Origin of the sequence: Paenibacillus sp. cl141a, from assembly GCF_900109305.1 — a bacterium.
Classification (GTDB): Bacteria; Bacillota; Bacilli; order Paenibacillales; family Paenibacillaceae; genus Paenibacillus_AQ; species Paenibacillus_AQ lautus_A.
This window is the reverse complement of record NZ_FNZO01000009.1, coordinates 199,771-216,659: the sequence shown is the minus strand read 5'-3', so window position 1 is coordinate 216,659 and position 16,889 is coordinate 199,771. Positions and strand designations below refer to the sequence as shown.

Genomic DNA, 16,889 nt, shown 5'->3' with positions numbered 1-16,889 from the left:
AGGGCTAATTTATGGAATTCATGGATCTTCGCTACGATATTTTGTTAAATCCGCTTGTCATGATAGCTATATTGCTGCTCATCATCGTACCATTGACCTTATTCCAGACAAACCGTTACCTGCACAGATACGGGGACCCGCCCTGGAAGCAGCCGGAGAAACCGGATGATGGCGCAGAGAGAAGCGAACATGATTGAGTCAGGTTCCATATGGAAATAATGAGGAAACAAAGATTCCATTGGAGGGGCGAAACCATGAGGCTTATCCGCAATAAGCGAATTACATACGGATGGCTGATTTTGACGGTATTGATCGCCATTTTGACGATGCGCCTTGCCTGGGTACAGCTCGTGATGAAGCATCAGCGGGTTCCTGGAAGCCGGCATACGATGGTTGAAGCATCGCTTATCCAGCGGGAACGGGGCATCGTGCTGGATTCGGGCCGCGGACATTTTACGGATCGCAACGGAAAACCGCTCACGGGTAATCTGATCTGGACTGCCGTATTGTTTCCGGCCGGTGAGAAGGAGCTAAAGGGCGCCCATCATCAGGTTGCCAAGCTGGCCCGCATCCTGGGAACGGACACGAATCAGTTGCTGCAAATCTGGGGCAAGCTAAAGGAGCCGCAGCTGTGGCATGGAGCGGATTCCCGCATTCCACTTTCCTTGTCCAAGGAGCAGATTGAGCAGATTCGCGAGCTGGAGCTCCCCAAACTCAAGGTTCTTCCTTATGAGCAGCGGTACGGTAACGGCCAATCGGGCATGCAGTGGCTTGGTTTTGTATCCGGCCAGCGTAAGGAAAGCCTGTTCTTTCAGGATTATCCGGAGATTTCGGGAACCAGCGGGCTGGAGAAGACGATGGATTCGCTGATCCGGGGTGAAGGACCTACGATTGTCTATTTTCCGGTAAACAGCACGAATGAAGTGATTCAGGATATGAAGCCGATGGTGAAGGCGCCGGACAATCGGTACTATCCGTTACGGGTAGCCACAACGATCGATATCGATATTCAGCGGGGGATCGAGGCCATCACGGAAAAAGCGGGCATGAAAGAAGGAGCCATTGTCGTGCTGGATGCACGGAATGCCGATATCGTGGCGATGGTATCCAGACCGTTTTACAATCCGGAGCAGATACATCCGAAAGACGGTCAGTGGGAGAATCGCGGATTGAAAGCGGCCACGCCAGGCTCCGTGTTCAAGCTTGTAACGGCCGCGGCCATTTTAGAGAATGGTCTCAGCTCGCCAAACGAACATTTTCATTGCAATGGGGAATTCGGCAAGTTCGGATTGTCCTGCTGGAAAAAGGGCGGGCATGGAACGATTGATCTGCGCGAGGGCTTTGCGGAATCCTGCAACGTCGTATTTGCCACGCTTGCGGAAAGATTAACCCCACAGCAAATAACCTCAGCGGCATCCGCGCTGGGCTTTGGGCAAAGCGTAGGCTGGCAATCACAGCAGTTTTTAGGGCTTCGCTCATTTGCACCGTTGGATCATGAAGAGAAGGGGACGGTCTTTTCCAGCTCCGCAGATGCCTCCGATGCAGGCGTAAGAGTGCAGACAGGCATAGGCCAAAGAGACGCTGCCGTATCTCCGCTCCAAGCCGCTAATGCGATGGTGACGCTGCTTCATGGCGGGGTGAAAACCAAGCCGCGTATTGTGAAGCAGATTCGGTACGCGAACGGCCAGTTGCTTCAGGATACGAATCCGCTGTACGAAGGCCCATCAGGAAACGGTATTTCCCGGGAAACATCTTCCATCCTGCTCGAATGGATGGAAGATGTCGTTCAGGAGGGAACAGGAAGCTCTTTGAGTCATCGCACATGGACCCTTGCAGGCAAATCGGGAACCGCTCAGGTCAAAGTAAAGGGCCGCGCCCGAAACAACCAGTGGTTTGTCGGGTACGGCCCGGTGGAGAAGCCACGTTATGCGGTGGCAGTATTGGTGGAGAATCGGAGCACGAACACCAGCAATCAGGCAACCGAAATATTCGGTCAGGTCTCCGATTTCTTGGCCTCGGTTGAAGCGGGCTCCGGCTCCGCGTAAGAGCGGGACATATCCCAAGGAGACACATCGAATTCTTCGCTAGGCAGATGGATCCACTGCTTCAGATATCCCTGCGCAAGCAATTCTTTGATGAGAATCAGCAGGATAGGGGCCAGAATCAAACCGGCAACGCCAAATATCGACAGGGAGATCATCATAAAGGACAGCATCAGAAACGCCGAGGATACGCCGATCGAGTCTCCTGTAATTTTAGGCTCGAGCAGTTGTCTGGAAATAACCACCACGGCAAGCAGAACGATCAAGCCGATTGCAAGTCCGGTGTTGCCTACAATGAACAAATAGGTGATCCACGGAATAAGAATAACGGGAACCCCAAGCAGCGGCAATACATCGAATACGGCGCAGATAAGCGCAACGGACAGGGAATTGCCCGTACCTAATATCAAGAGTCCTATGTATACAATGACAAAGGTGATGCTGACCAGCTTCATCTGGGCTTTAATATAAGAGCCGATTGCCTTGAATACATTGTCCTTCAGGAAAACGAAAGCTGTCTTAAGCGTCTTCGGCGTCTTGTCCTTGGCGATTCTTCGCCAGCTGCCAATTTCCGTGCTCAGGAAGAAGGCGAGGATAATCGCAACCCCGAAATTCGCGATGAACGAGGAGAACGACCCCATAAATCCAACGATGTAACGGAAGAACGACTCGGCAGCGCCCTGGGCAAAGGTGGTAATGTCTTGGAAGTAACCGTTCAGACGGTCCGTCAGATCCGGCGGCAGCGCGTCGAGCTTCGTCTGCAGGAACATCAGGGTTTCCGAGAAATGTTTCTGGATCGTTTGGGTGTAAGCCGGCAAATTATCCTGCAGGTTCATGAATTGCGATACGATGAGCGCTCCGGCTCCAAACAAGACGCCAAGGATGACGAGCAGGAAGAGCAATACGGATATCGCGGCGGCGAAAGGCTTCGGAAGCCCCCTGCGGTGCAGGAATTTGGAGAAAGGCTCAATAATCAGGAAAACGAGGAAAGATAAAAACACCGGAGCCGCAATCTGGTAAAGCTTGCTGAATATGAGCATGATCAAGTAAACCGTAAGCACGATTAAACCTATATCGAAGGCGGTTCTCCAATATTTTTTATACAAGGGAAGCATAGTGGGATATCGGCTCCTTTATACTTTATTGATAGATATCATTGTACACGATTTGCGAAAAAAAAGCCTATTTCTTTAAGTGCTATGATAAAATAATAATAGCGTCTTCATTAGAAAAAGAAATAAAAAGCGGGGAGTTAGCATGCAAACGTTACTGCTATGGTTGTTTTACCTTTCATCTTTTTATGCATTCATTCCCGGCATCCTGACCCGGATATTCGGTTTTCGAGTATTTCGCAGGGGAACAGGCTTGGAAGACTTCGCCTTAACCTTTGACGATGGTCCTGATCCGATCTATACACCAAGACTGCTGGATTTATTGAAGCGGTATAATATGAAAGCGACTTTTTTTCTGGTCGGTTCCCATGCCGAGAAGCATCCGGAAGTCGTCAAACGCATTCATAACGAGGGTCATCTGATCGGGATTCACAACTATGTTCACAAGAGCAATTGGTTAATGCGACCCGTGACCGTCCGTAAGCAAGTCAAGCGCACGGACGATATCATCTACGCCATAACCGGCGAGCGCTCGAGATATTACAGACCGCCTTGGGGAATCGTGAATTTATTCGATTTTGCCAAGAATACCGGCTGCCGCATCATCTTATGGTCCTCGATGTTTAATGATTGGCGAAGCAAGATCGGCGCTGACAAGCTGACTCAGCGAATGCTGGCCAAGTTGAACGGCGGCGAGGTTATGCTCCTCCATGACTGCGGTACGACGATGGGAGCGAACCCCGATGCGCCGGAGCAAATGCTGATTGCCTTGGAACGCGTTCTGAAAGTCGCAGAGCAGAAGGGAATGAGAAGCATCCGAATCGACGACATGATGGCTAAGGAAAGCAAAGCGAAAGCAAAGAAGCTGTCTCCTCTCAAACGGTTGATTGTCTCGTTGTGGCTCTTGTGGGAAAAAGCATTTCATGCGGTGTTTGCGCTCGAAACGGTTAATCCGGAGGATCCGATGCTGCATTTCCGAAAGCGTGCCTTCACCGGCAAAACGGTCGTAATGGAAGATGGCAGCCGGCTTGAGAAGGGAGACCAGGTGCTCGAGCTCCACTTTGACAACAAAAAATTGTTCGAGATCGGCAGCCGCTCCCGCTCGGAAGTGCAGCTTGCCATCAAAATGATTCGTGCCGTGCAGAAGGATTTGCCTTCTCTGGCGAACATGGTGCTGGACCGGCCCGAGTTTAAGGATATCAAAGGTTTGTATGCCGTAACCATGATTTCGCGGGGGCCCGAGCAATTCGGATTCCATGTGATGGATTTGCCTCGGGGGCTGTTCGCAAGCTCGTCCAGACTGTATCTGAAACTGCTGCTCAGTGTCATTCACCCGAAAGGGCAGGCCCGCCTGAAGGAGGGCACCCAGATGATGGAGCCGAAAATGCTCATCATGCCGGTGGATGTTCTGATCGGACGTTATGCGGAGAAGAAAACGCAGGTTTTGCCTCCATCGGAGGAACAGCAGGAAATTCAACAGGGGCATGCGGGCGATCTGGCGGTTGCCAGTGTCTCGCAAGGCATGTAGTTCATCGAATCGATGGTTTCCGCCATTATGCATGGATTATCTCTTAGATGGGTTTGGTTATAAAAAAGGGGTTATCCCCGCAGGCTATTGCTAATGCCTGCGCGGGATAACCCCTTTGCTTATTAAGGATTAGATTTTCAATACGCCGCCAGAGCTGGCGTTGGTCACAAGCTTCGAGTAGCGGGCAAGGTAACCGGTTTTCACTTTCGGTTCGAACTCAACCCATTTGCTGCGGCGTACAGCCATTTCCTCTTCGGAAACGTCCAGCAATTGAATCGTCCGTTTATTCAGGTCCAGCTCGATGATATCTCCGTCTTCAACGAAAGCGATAGGTCCGCCTTCAGCCGCTTCCGGCGAGATGTGTCCGATGCTGATGCCGCGGGAAGCGCCGGAGAAGCGTCCGTCCGTGATCAGACCGACTTTGGCTCCAAGCCCCATGCCAGCAATCTGCGAGGTCGGCGCCAGCATTTCCGGCATGCCCGGTCCGCCCTTCGGCCCTTCATATCGAATGACAACCACATGGCCTTCCTTGACCTTGCCGTTGGCAATGCCGCTAAGCGCCTCGTCCTGGGAGTCAAAGCAGATGGCAGGTCCTTTATGGTATCCGCCAACCGAAGGATCGACCGCACCGACTTTGATGATGGAACCTTCAGGAGCCAGATTGCCGTAAAGTACGGCGAGTCCGCCGCGCTCGGAATACGGGGAATCGATCGGATGGATGACGTTCTCATCCTGGATTTCGCAGCCCTCTACGTTCTCGGCCAGCGTTTTGCCGGTTACGGTAATGCAATCTCCGTGCAATGCGCCTGGCTTCTTCAGGAGCTCGTGCAGAACCGCGCTCACACCGCCTGCCAAATGCACATCCTCAATGAAGTAATCCGAAGCCGGAGCCAGCTTGGAGATGTGAGGAACGCGGTCAGCGACTTCGTTGATCCGCTCCAGCGGGTAATCAAGGCCAGCTTCTTGGGCAAGCGCCAATGTATGAAGCACCGTGTTGGTGGAGCCGCCCATGGCCATATCGAGCGCAAATGCGTTGTCGATAGCTTCAAGGGTTACGATGTCACGCGGCTTCAGGTCCATTTTGACAAGTTCCATCAATTGTTTGGCCGATTGTTTAACAAACTCTTTGCGCTCTTCGGCGATGGCAAGAATGGTGCCGTTGCCCGGCAGAGCCAGACCCAACGCTTCGGCGAGGCAGTTCATGGAGTTGGCGGTGAACATGCCGGAGCAGGATCCGCAGGTTGGACATCCGTATTGTTCCAATTCCAGGAGCTCATCGTCATTGATTTTGCCGACCTGGTGAGCGCCGACGCCCTCGAACACGGAAGTCAGGGACAATTTGCGGCCTTTGCTGTCCACGCCGGCCTTCATCGGTCCGCCGCTGACAAACACCGTCGGGATGTTAACGCGCAGGGCGCCCATCAGCATGCCTGGCGTAATTTTGTCGCAGTTCGGGATACACACCATGCCGTCGAACCAGTGGGCGGAAACAACGGTTTCCAGGGAATCCGCAATGATCTCGCGGCTTGGCAGCGAGTAGCGCATGCCGATATGTCCCATGGCAATTCCGTCATCCACGCCGATGGTGTTGAACTCGAAAGGAACGCCGCCGGCTTCACGGATCGCATCCTTCACGATCTTGCCGAATTCCTGAAGATGCACGTGACCCGGAACGATATCGATGTAAGAGTTGCACACGGCGATGAACGGTTTGCCGAAATCTTCTTCCTTAACGCCTGCTGCACGCAGCAAGCTGCGGTGCGGCGCGCGGTCAAAGCCTTTCTTGATCATGTCTGAACGCATTTTTTTGGTTGTCATGATGTCGATTTCCCCCCAGATCTATTATAAAATTGTTACGCTTTAGCGCGGTCTTCCGGCAAAGCAGCCGGGTACCTGTAAACAGCGAATAGGTTTTAAATGAGTCTATCACAAAAAGGTAGGTTTTTCTACATGATATTAATAGGAAGCGATGGAAGGAAGCCTGTCGAGACGGCCAAGAAAAAGCCTGTCCCCCTTGGCCGGGAACAGGCTTCCTACTGAAAAGGTATGCTATTTCTTGCCGCCTTTGCGGCCAATTTCCTGATAGAATTCACGATTATGATTCCGCGAGGTGGCTTCGCCGCCCTTTTGACCGATTTCCTGGTAAAACTCGCGGCTATGGTTTTTGGACGTCGCTTTGCCGCCTTTTTTGCCGATTTCCTGATAGAATTCGCGGCTGTGTTTTTTGGCGGTGGCTTCGCCGCCAAGACGTCCGGCTTCTTCGCGGGTCATCTTTCGATTGCTGTTGGCTGCCATGAACAAATCACTCCTTTACCGTCGTATTTGCTATGCGTATATGTTACTTACCACGGTCCATTTGTCATGAATCAAAACATTCGACTAAAGATTGGTAAATTTTCAAGTCGGAGCGATTTCTTGATTCCATGCACTAATAACGCTTAATTCAGAGTTTATTTCATGGTTTAATAAGAGTATGATCAAGAATAGGATAGGGAGGTTTTGAACCATTGCCGTTTGTTCAAGTGAAAGGACGAACCGTTCCCTGCCAAGGGATTTTGTTTGATAAAGACGGTACGCTGCTTCATTTCATGGCGCTGTGGGGAGGATGGGCCGATTATGTGCTCGAGTTCATGGAGGAACGGCTGGAGCTGATGGGAGCCGGCTTTACACTGCCGAAAGAGCAGGTGCTGGGGACCAAGCACGATGCCGGTGGACGCGTATCGGGGTATGATCTGCGGGGTCCGCTCGCCATGGGCACCGTGGAGGAGACGAACGGGCTTCTGGCCTGGCAATTGTACGCAGCCGGGATGCCATGGAACGAGGCGATTGTGCAGGTCCATCAGATTACGAAAAATGCCATGTACGAAGTCCGCCAGCAAAAGCCGGCATTCCCGATGCCCGGACTGGAACATTTCCTGAAAAAATGCAGCTTGGCCTCCGTGAAGATGGCAGTGGTGACTTCGGATCAAACCTCAGGTGCCATGGAGCAGTTGGACTGGATGGGGCTTCGCTCGTACTTTACGGTCATTATGGGAAGAGATCAGGTTCGAAACGGCAAGCCGCACCCCGAAATGACCGAGGCGGCATGCCGCCGGCTCGGGATCAAACCGGAGGAAGCGGTCGTCATCGGCGACAGCAATGCGGATATGCAGATGGCGAAGCAAGCAGGCGCTGCCCTGGCCGTAGGTTTAATGACGGATGAAGGGGAGCCGGCGCATCTGACAGATGCCGATGTTGTCATATCCGATTATAATGAATTAGACGTGCACAGGTAGACGTGTTATTTTAAGGGCTGTACGGAGGTGTATAAGAGTGGAGAACAGGGAAAAAATCGAGCAGTTGGCAACATGGATCGAAGCGAGCGACTACATTGTTTTTTTCGGGGGAGCCGGTACCTCCACCGAGAGCGGAATACCAGACTTCCGTTCGGCAGCCGGACTGTACCAGAGCGAGCACCAGTCTCCGTATCCGCCGGAGGTCATGCTCAGCCATACTTTTTTTATGCAGCATCCGGAAGTGTTTTACGATTTTTACCGGAGCAAGATGCTGCACCCGCATGCGCAGCCCAACGGCTGTCACCGTCTATTATCGAGACTCGAGCATGATGGGAAGCTAAAGGCGGTCATCACGCAGAATATCGATGGTCTGCATCAGACGGCGGGGTGTTCCGAGGTGCTGGAGCTTCATGGTTCCGTGCACCGCAATCATTGCATGGATTGCTCCCGATTCTACAGCCTTCAGGATATTCTGGACATCAAGGAAACCGTCCCGCGCTGCAAGGATTGCGGAGGGCTGGTTCGGCCGGACGTCGTGCTGTATGAAGAGGAATTGGACCAGAACGTCATCATGCGCTCGATCCAGGAAATATCGACGGCCGACTTGTTGATTATTGGGGGGACTTCCCTGACGGTACACCCCGCTGCTAGTTTGATCTCCTATTTTCATGGAAGCAAGGTAGCTTTGCTGAATGCAGATCCAACCCCATACGATCATCGGGCAGGCCTCCTGATTGCGGATCGGATCGGTCAAGTCATGACGCAGGTGGATAAACTGATCAGCACGTGAGGGGACAAAAGGCGGCGTATTGCCGTACCTGTCCCTGTAATCGTTTTCTTGTCAAAGGAAGACCAAACGCGATAAGATGGAATTTAGCAATGGACCTATTCACTTAGAGAGGCAGGGATTGCAAGTGACCTATGTGGCTAGCGAAGACCGCTATGAAGGAATGAAGTATAACCGCGTGGGGCGGTCCGGGCTGAAACTTCCCGCGATTTCCCTTGGATTATGGCATAATTTCGGTGGCGTCGACACGTACGAGAACGGGCGGAACATGATTACGCGTTCCTTTGATCTGGGCATCACCCACTTCGATCTGGCGAACAATTACGGACCTCCTGCAGGCTCTGCCGAGGAGACTTTCGGTAAAGTGCTTTCCAGAGACCTTAAGGCATATCGTGACGAAATCGTCGTTTCGTCCAAAGCCGGCTATTATATGTGGCCCGGTCCTTACGGCGATTTCGGATCGCGTAAATACCTGGTGTCAAGCCTAGATCAAAGCTTGAAGCGAATGGGCCTGGACTATGTGGATATCTTTTACCATCATCGAATGGATCCGGAAACGCCGCTCGAGGAAACCATGGCAGCGCTGGATCATCTCGTTCGTTCAGGCAAGGCGCTGTATGTCGGAGTCTCCAACTATTCGCCGGAGAAGACCCGGGAAGCGATATCGATCCTGAAAAGCCTGGGCACTCCGCTGCTCATCCATCAACCGAGCTACTCCATGCTGGATCGTTGGGTGGAGAACGGATTGCTTGACGTCCTGGAAGAGAACGGGGTCGGCAGCATCGCATTCACGCCGCTTGCTCAAGGGCTCTTGACGAACAAATATTTGAACGGGGTGCCTGTCGATTCCCGTGCCGCAAGCGCATCCGTGTTCCTGAACGAAAGCAATATCACGCCTGAGGTGCTGCGCAAGATCAGAGCCTTGAACCAAATCGCTCAAGCCCGGAACCAGAGTCTGGCTCAATTCGCGCTCGCCTGGGTTTTGCGCGGCGGCAGGGTGACGTCTGCCCTGATCGGGGCAAGCAAAGTAAGCCAGATTGAAGACAACGTGGCTGCCTTGAACAATCTGGAGTTCTCGAAGGAAGAGCTGGATCGAATAGAAGCGATTCTCAAAACGGAGAATGCATCTTCTTCGGAAGGATAGATACTGGCGAAAACATGGTGGCATTGAAATAGATACATGAAAAGGAGCGCCTTTAGGATGATAACCTGCCTGAAGGACGCTCCTTTTTTTGCTAAGGGATGTCGTGGGCGCAATCTTTAAGTAAGCGCGGATGAAGAGATGATGTCCTTGCGGTACCGCGACGGGGATCGGCCGACGAGCCGCTTGAATTGGCGCGAGAAATAGAGCGGATCGGTCAGTCCGACCGATGCGGAAACCTGCTCGATGGACAAATCGGGACGTTCGCGCAGCAGCCGTTTGGATTGGTCGATTCTTAATTTAAGCAGATACGTGATCGGAGTCATGCCCGTTTCCTGTTTAAAGATCCGTGACAGGTATGCGCGGTTGTAGCCCAGGCTTGTACACATCTGTTCGATCGAGACGGGATGGGCGTATTGGGAAGCCATGTAATTGATCATCTGCTTCACCGTGCGCTGAACCTGGGGTTCTGACAGTGTCAATCGGGACGGCCGGTCGCTCTGATTCATGATCTCGGCCCAGATTAAATGCAGGTAACCGATGGCGGCCATGTGAGAGCTTTCTTCCCTGGATTGAAAATGGCCCTGGATGAGGGATACATAGCCGGGAATGGGGTTGTTCTCCACGAGGTGGAGGACGGGCTTTTCGGGCGTGAGCCCCAAACGGGATATCTCTTCATCGGCGTGTTCTCCGTCAAAGGCGACCCAGCGGTAACGCCACGGCTGGCTCGCATCGGATACATAGCTGACAATCTGGCCGGGATGGATCAGGAAGCAATCGCCGGGCCCGAGCTGGTATCTGTCGGTTTCGGTCCGAAATGCGCCATGGCCCGATTCGATGACGTGCAAGAGATAATGATCGAATATTTTCGGCCCCAACGCATGTTCAGGAAGGGTCTGGCTCTCGCCGGCGAATCGGACGTGGAGCCAGCCGCCGCTTGGCTGTGCAGGGTTGGAAGCAACAGAATAGGTTGGTTTCATCATTCATTTTCCTTTACAATGAGTTTGGGAAAAAGAGGAACTGCAGGGATTTCGTGATCATGAATTTATTGTACCTCCATAAGTCACATAAATCCATATGTAACACACAAGATTTCATTATCGGTAAACGAGATTTCCATTATACTGAAGACAGTAAAACTACCATATGTACAGGATGGAGTGATAGGCAGTGACAACGCAACAGCTTATGGAAAGATTTATGGACAAGCACGGTGAGAGCCAGCATCAGGTTCGCATATTTAATGCGCCGGGGCGCGTGAACCTGATCGGTGAGCATTTGGATTACAACGGGGGTTATGTGCTTCCGGCAGCCCTGGAGTTTGGCACAACCTTGATTATCCGGCCGCGCGATGATAACAAGGTGAGCTTTGCATCTACCAACATCCCTTATGAATTAACGATCAGCCTGGACGAGGATTATGGATACAAAAGCGATCAATGGACGGATTACCCGGTCGGCGTCATTGCCGAGTTGAATAAAATCGGCTGCGGGCTTTGCAGCGGCTATGACCTGCTGTACCACGGGGATATCCCGAACGGGGCAGGCCTCTCATCCTCGGCGTCCATCGAAGTGGTCACGGCTTACGCCTTCTTGAAGATGGAGGGCAAGGAGACGGATACGGTGGAGATCGCAAAGCTTTCGCAGCGCGTGGAGAACCTGTTCGTCGGCGTCAACTCCGGCATCATGGATCAATTCGCCGTAGCCAACGGCAAGCAGGATCATGCCATTCTGTTAATGTGCGATACGCTGGAGTATGAGCTGGTGCCTTTCCGGACCGGAGCATACAAAATCGTGATTTCGAATACAAACAAACGGCGCGGACTCGTCGATTCCAAATATAATGAACGCCGCAGCGAATGCGACCGCGCTTTGGAAATTTTGCAAAAGGAGCTCCCGGCGTTATCGTATCTCGCCCAGCTGAATCCGGATCAATTCGCAACCTTGCGGGACAGCATCCGGGATGAGACCGTCAGAAGACGCGCCCAGCATGTCGTCGAGGAGAACCAGCGCGTGCTTAATTCCGTGAAGGCTTTGAAAGAGGGGAATCTGGAAGTTTTCGGACAGTACATGAATCAGTCCCATGACTCTTTGCGTTATCTGTACGAAGTCACGGGCGATGAGTTGGATGCTCTGGTGGAAGAAGCCCAGCGGATTCCGGGCACGCTCGGTTCCAGAATGACGGGAGCCGGCTTTGGCGGCTGCACGGTATCCCTCGTGCACGAGGACGCGGTGGAACGTTTCATCGCTGAAGTGGGACAGCAGTATGAGGCCAGAACGGGACTGAAGGCGGACTTCTACGTATGCGGCGTAGGTCAAGGCGTGCATGAAGTAAAGGAGGGCGAATAATATGGCCATTTTAGTGACTGGCGGAGCGGGTTATATCGGTTCACATACCGTAGCGGAGTTGCTGGAGCAACGGGAAGACGTTGTTGTCATCGACAGCCTGGAGACGGGTCATCGCGAAGCGCTGCTGGGCGGAAAGCTGTATGTCGGCGATCTGCGCGACAAGGCGCTGCTGAGGCAGCTGTTCTCGGAAAACGATATTGATGCCGTTATCCATTTTGCCGCGAATTCTCTGGTCGGCGAGAGCATGAAGGATCCGGTGAAGTATTACGATAACAACGTGTACGGCACGCTGTGCCTGCTGGAAGCCATGAATGAGGCTGGCGTTCGAAAAATCGTCTTCTCTTCAACGGCCGCGACCTACGGTGAGCCCGAGAAGGTGCCGATCGAGGAAACGGACCGGACCCAGCCGACGAACGTGTACGGGGAAACCAAGCTGATGATGGAACGGATGATGTCCTGGTTCGATACCGTGCTCGGGGTGAAGTATGTCTCCCTTCGTTACTTCAACGCGGCCGGCTCGCATGCCAGCGGCAAGATCGGCGAGGATCACCGGCCGGAGAGCCACTTGATTCCGCTCGTTCTGCAAACCGCTTTGAAGCAGCGCCCCAGCATCTCGGTGTTTGGCGACGATTACGCAACTCCAGACGGCACGTGCGTCCGCGATTACATTCACGTCAGCGATCTGGCGAATGCGCATCTGCGCGCGGTTGAATACCTTCGTCGCGGCGAGTCCAGCAATGTGTTCAATCTCGGCAACGGACTCGGGTTCTCGGTCAAGGAAGTGATCGAGACATCGAAGCGGGTGACGGGTGCCGACATTCCGGTTGTCATGGAAGCCCGCCGTGCGGGTGACCCTGCGGTATTGGTGGCGTCTTCGGACAAAGCGCGCACGGTTCTCGGATGGACGCCGTCCAGAACGACGCTGGAGGAGATTATCGAGAGCGCATGGAAGTGGCACAGCAGCCGTCCGGATGGTTACGGCGACAATTAATCCAAGGGGGACGATGAACATGAATGCTGCAACATCAAGTACTCCCGAATCCAAGCAGGCTCTGCATGCCATTGAAATGCTGGTGCGATTCGCGCTTCATAAAGGCCTGATCCAGGCAGCGGATGGGGATTACAGCCGCAACCTGCTGCTGGAGGATTTCGGGTTCAGCGAGCCGTACGGCGACGAAGTGAACGACCTGATGCCGGATGGGCCCCAGGCTATGCTCGACATCCTGATCGATTACGGTGCGGCGCATGGCATGATCCCGGAGAATACCGATACGTACCGGGATTTGCTGGACGCCAAAATCATGGGCCGCCTCATGGCAAGACCTTCGGAAGTAACTGCTCGGTACCGGGCGGTAGAGCAGGAGCAGGGGATCATCGAGGCTACCCGGCAATTTTACAACCTGTGCATCGACTCCAACTACATTCGGATGGATCGCGTAGCCAAAAACGAATACTGGCGGCATGCCAGCGCGTACGGCGATATTGAGATTACCATCAATCTATCCAAGCCGGAGAAGAGTCCGAAGGAAATCGCCATGGCCAAACTGCTGCCTCCGCCGATTTATCCGAAATGCCAGCTATGCCGGGAGAACGTGGGTTATGCCGGCAGGGTTAATCACCCGGCGCGGCAAAACCTGCGCATTATCCCGTTGGAGTTGAACGGTGAGCCATGGTTCTTCCAATACTCGCCGTATGTTTACTATAACGAGCACTGCATCGTGTTCCACCACGATCACGTGCCGATGAAGCTGACCAAGGAGACGCTTGCCCGCCTCTTGAGTTTTGTTGATGCTTATCCGCATTATTTTCTCGGATCGAACGCGGATCTTCCAATTGTCGGGGGCTCCATCCTCACACATGATCATTTCCAAGGGGGGCGGCATACCTTCCCGATCCAGAAAGCACCGAAGGTGGCCGGGTTTACGCACGGGGATTATCCGGGGGTATCCGTTGCCATCGTGAAATGGCCGATGTCGGTGATCCGCCTATCCTCAAGCGATCGGGATTCGCTGCTTGAATGCGCGAACAGCATTTACGAGGGATGGAAAACCTACAGCGACCCTTCGGCAGACATTGAGGCCTTCAGCGAAGCGGACGGCGAACGGGTCCGCCATAATACGGTGACTCCGATTGCCCGCCGTAATGACGAGGGCATCTATGAGATGGATCTGGTTCTGCGGAATAATCGCACCAACGAGCAGCATCCGGAAGGGATCTTTCATCCTCATCGGGAGATGTTCCACATCAAGAAAGAAAACATCGGCTTGATCGAAGTGATGGGGCTGGCGATCCTGCCGGGCAGGCTCAAGGAAGAGCTGGATCAGATCGCCGAGATTCTGGCGGGGAACGAGGCGCTGTATGCGGACAGCCAGGCTGCTGACCATCCGCTCGCCGTCCACGGCGACTGGATCGAGGAGCTGCGGGGCCGGGGCATAGCCGCATCCGATAAAGCCGGGGCCACCCAGCTGGTACGCCGGGAGGTCGGCAGCAAATTCACGACGATTTTGGAGCATGCCGGGGTATACAAACAGACGGCGGAAGGGCAGCAGGCATTTCAGCGATTCCTGAGCCACATGGGATACGTCCCTGACAGATGATGTATTGAAGCTAACGATAACTAGGATCATCATTCAAACAGCCGATCTTTCCGAAAGAAGGACGGCTGTTTGTTTTGCATAATGGGAATGGTATAGAATGAAAAAGCACGCATGAATGAATTAGATGCAAACCAGATGCGATGGAGGTAATGTGACATGAGACCTTTTGTCTTTCATAATCCGACTCAGTTGATTTTTGGCAAGGGCAAGCTGAGTGCTTTAAGCGGTGAAGTGGCCAAATACGGCCGGAACGTTTTGCTGGTGTATGGCGGCGGCAGCATCAAGCGCAGCGGCCTTTACGATCAGGTCATCGCCTTGCTGAAAGAAGCGAATGCGGTGGTGACGGAGCTTGCCGGGGTGGAACCGAATCCGCGCCTGTCAACGGTACATAAAGGAGTGGAGTTGTGCCGGGAGCATCACATTGAACTCATTCTGGCCGTCGGTGGCGGGAGCGTCCTTGATTGCTCCAAAGCCATTGCCGTAGGAGCTAAGTATGACGGAGATATGTGGGATTTCGTAGAGCGCAAAGCCGTGCCGCAAGCGGGTCTGCCGCTTGGAACGGTGCTTACGATGGCCGCAACGGGATCGGAGATGAACGGCGGCTCCGTCATCACCAATGAGGTGACCCAAGAGAAGATGGGCTGGGGCAGCCCGCATGCTTATCCCGCCTTTTCGATTCTGGACCCTGTGCATACCTTCTCCCTCCCCCGGGATCAAACGGTGTACGGTATCGTGGATATCATGTCCCACATACTGGAGCACTACTTCCATCAGGATACCAATACGCCGGTGCAGGACGGCTTCTGCGAAACGATTCTTCGAACCGTTATCGATACGGCGCCGAAGCTGGTTGAGGACCTGGAGAACTATGAGCACCGCGAGACGATCATGTACTGCGGTACGATGGCGCTGAACGGCATGATCAACATGGGAATGGCCGGCGATTGGGGAACCCATAACATCGAGCACGCGGTGTCTGCCGTATACGACATTCCGCACGGCGGCGGCCTGGCGATCCTGTTCCCCAACTGGATGAAATATAATCTGAACGCGGATCCTCAGCGCTTCAAGTCGCTTGCCGTGAATGTATTCGGTGTTGATGCTGCCGGAAAAAGCGATGAAGCGGCCGGACTGGAAGGAATCGAGGCGCTTCGCCGCTTCTGGACTTCCATCGGTGCGCCGAGCACGCTGGGAGATTACGATATCGACGATCGCGAGATCGGGTCCATGGCCGATAAAGCGATGCGCTTCGGTCCTTTTGGCAACTTCCGCAAGCTGCAGCGCGAGGACGTCGTTGAAATCTATCGGATGTCGTTATAGGGGTTGTCCTGTCGTTAGCTGACAAGGAATAAAAATGGTTTTAAAGCCTGCCGGTTCATGCCGTGCAGGCTTTTTTGCTGGGGCGTCGAATATAGATATGAAGAGATTTTCATACGTTCGAGGCAAATAATTGAAACTTTAGCAAACATTTTGCCGTATTACTTGTTATACACAGTAAGGAATTCCAGAGGGGGCAATCAACATGGAAGCGTTATATTGGGGCTGTCTGATCGGAGGCGTGATCTTCGCCATCGTAACCGTGGTGCTAGGCGACATACTTAGCTCGGCGCTTGACGGATTGTTGGACTTTTTGTCAGTGGATTTTTTCAATCCGGTTGTGATCGCTGGGGGAATCACCGTATTCGGCGGAACCGGAATCATGCTGACGAAATACACGGAATTGCCGGCAGGTGCCCATGTAACGCTATCTGTCTTGGCGGCCATCGTCATTTCGATTCTCGTCTACTTCGGGTACGTGAAACCGATGGAGAACAGCGAGAACTCGACGGGCTTCTCCATCAAGGAGCTTGCGGGCAAGATCGGCGTAGTCACGGTGCCGCTTCCTGCAGAAGGATTCGGAGAAGTGATGGTCAAGGTCGGCGCAGGCAACACGATGCACATTGCCTCAAGCTTTGATCGTCAAACGCTTCCGGCAGGTGTCCGCGTGGTGGTTGTCGACATTGTTGATGGCGTCCTAAGGGTGTCCGAACTGGAAGAACGAAAAGGAGAGGGTTGATT

14 protein-coding genes and 1 pseudogene are annotated in these 16,889 nt (G+C 53.3%); 11 read left to right on the top strand and 4 right to left on the bottom strand.

The window, feature by feature from the left end; all coding sequences use genetic code 11:
• Positions 1–11: 11 nt before the first annotated feature.
• The gene (locus BMX45_RS22705; RefSeq protein WP_090912065.1) at positions 12–197 is read left to right on the top strand and encodes a hypothetical protein; all 186 of its coding nucleotides are present in this window, start codon (positions 12–14) and stop codon (positions 195–197) included.
• A gap of 57 nt (positions 198–254) precedes the next feature.
• Positions 255–2,045, top strand: a complete 1,791-nt coding sequence (locus BMX45_RS22700) for a peptidoglycan D,D-transpeptidase FtsI family protein (RefSeq protein ID WP_090912063.1) — start codon at positions 255–257, stop codon at positions 2,043–2,045.
• Here the strand turns inward: BMX45_RS22700 and ytvI are convergent.
• On the bottom strand, positions 1,994–3,157 hold the full coding sequence (gene ytvI / locus BMX45_RS22695; protein WP_090912061.1) for a sporulation integral membrane protein YtvI: 1,164 nt from the start codon (positions 3,155–3,157) through the stop codon (positions 1,994–1,996). The genes BMX45_RS22700 and ytvI overlap by 52 nt on opposite strands.
• Positions 3,158–3,299: 142 nt before the next feature.
• On the opposite strand from ytvI, the gene BMX45_RS22690 reads away from it, so the two are divergent.
• The gene (locus tag BMX45_RS22690) at positions 3,300–4,682 is read left to right on the top strand and encodes a polysaccharide deacetylase family protein (protein ID WP_090912059.1); all 1,383 of its coding nucleotides are present in this window, start codon (positions 3,300–3,302) and stop codon (positions 4,680–4,682) included.
• Between the two features lie 129 nt (positions 4,683–4,811).
• Here the strand turns inward: BMX45_RS22690 and ilvD are convergent, their stop codons facing one another.
• Positions 4,812–6,500 carry a dihydroxy-acid dehydratase gene (gene ilvD, locus BMX45_RS22685; protein ID WP_090912056.1) on the bottom strand — a complete coding sequence of 563 codons (1,689 nt, stop codon included), beginning with the start codon at positions 6,498–6,500 and terminating at the stop codon, positions 4,812–4,814.
• A gap of 237 nt (positions 6,501–6,737) precedes the next feature.
• Positions 6,738–6,977: pseudogene (locus BMX45_RS22680) on the bottom strand (KGG domain-containing protein); the annotation flags it as partial.
• Between the two features lie 212 nt (positions 6,978–7,189).
• Here BMX45_RS22680 and BMX45_RS22675 point away from each other — a divergent pair.
• The 3 genes from BMX45_RS22675 (at position 7,190) to mgrA (ending at position 9,888) form a co-directional block, all read left to right on the top strand.
• Positions 7,190–7,957 (top strand): HAD family hydrolase, encoded by a 768-nt coding sequence (locus BMX45_RS22675; RefSeq protein ID WP_090912052.1) that lies wholly within the window; start codon positions 7,190–7,192, stop codon positions 7,955–7,957.
• 37 nt (positions 7,958–7,994) lie between these two features.
• Positions 7,995–8,747 carry an NAD-dependent protein deacylase gene (locus BMX45_RS22670; protein WP_090912050.1) on the top strand — a complete coding sequence of 251 codons (753 nt, stop codon included), beginning with the start codon at positions 7,995–7,997 and terminating at the stop codon, positions 8,745–8,747.
• 124 nt (positions 8,748–8,871) lie between these two features.
• The gene (gene mgrA / locus BMX45_RS22665; protein WP_090912155.1) at positions 8,872–9,888 is read left to right on the top strand and encodes an L-glyceraldehyde 3-phosphate reductase; all 1,017 of its coding nucleotides are present in this window, start codon (positions 8,872–8,874) and stop codon (positions 9,886–9,888) included.
• A 116-nt stretch (positions 9,889–10,004) separates the two neighbouring features.
• Here the strand turns inward: mgrA and BMX45_RS22660 are convergent, their stop codons facing one another.
• On the bottom strand, positions 10,005–10,868 hold the full coding sequence (locus tag BMX45_RS22660; protein WP_090912048.1) for an AraC family transcriptional regulator: 864 nt from the start codon (positions 10,866–10,868) through the stop codon (positions 10,005–10,007).
• 187 nt (positions 10,869–11,055) lie between these two features.
• On the opposite strand from BMX45_RS22660, the gene BMX45_RS22655 reads away from it, so the two are divergent.
• From BMX45_RS22655 to BMX45_RS22635, 5 genes are all read left to right on the top strand, one after another.
• Entirely contained in the window at positions 11,056–12,234 is a 1,179-nt protein-coding gene (locus BMX45_RS22655) for a galactokinase (RefSeq protein WP_090912046.1), read from the top strand.
• Position 12,235: 1 nt separating this feature from the next.
• Positions 12,236–13,225: a UDP-glucose 4-epimerase GalE gene (gene galE, locus BMX45_RS22650; protein ID WP_090912045.1), complete on the top strand. Its 990-nt coding sequence runs from the start codon at positions 12,236–12,238 to the stop codon at positions 13,223–13,225.
• A 19-nt stretch (positions 13,226–13,244) separates the two neighbouring features.
• Positions 13,245–14,831 carry a UDP-glucose--hexose-1-phosphate uridylyltransferase gene (locus BMX45_RS22645; RefSeq protein ID WP_090912043.1) on the top strand — a complete coding sequence of 529 codons (1,587 nt, stop codon included), beginning with the start codon at positions 13,245–13,247 and terminating at the stop codon, positions 14,829–14,831.
• A 156-nt stretch (positions 14,832–14,987) separates the two neighbouring features.
• The gene (locus tag BMX45_RS22640) at positions 14,988–16,151 is read left to right on the top strand and encodes an iron-containing alcohol dehydrogenase (protein ID WP_090912041.1); all 1,164 of its coding nucleotides are present in this window, start codon (positions 14,988–14,990) and stop codon (positions 16,149–16,151) included.
• Between the two features lie 202 nt (positions 16,152–16,353).
• A complete protein-coding gene (locus BMX45_RS22635; RefSeq protein ID WP_090912039.1) occupies positions 16,354–16,887 on the top strand; it encodes an NfeD family membrane protein in 534 nt (177 codons plus the stop codon).
• The last annotated feature ends 2 nt before the right edge of the window (positions 16,888–16,889 follow it).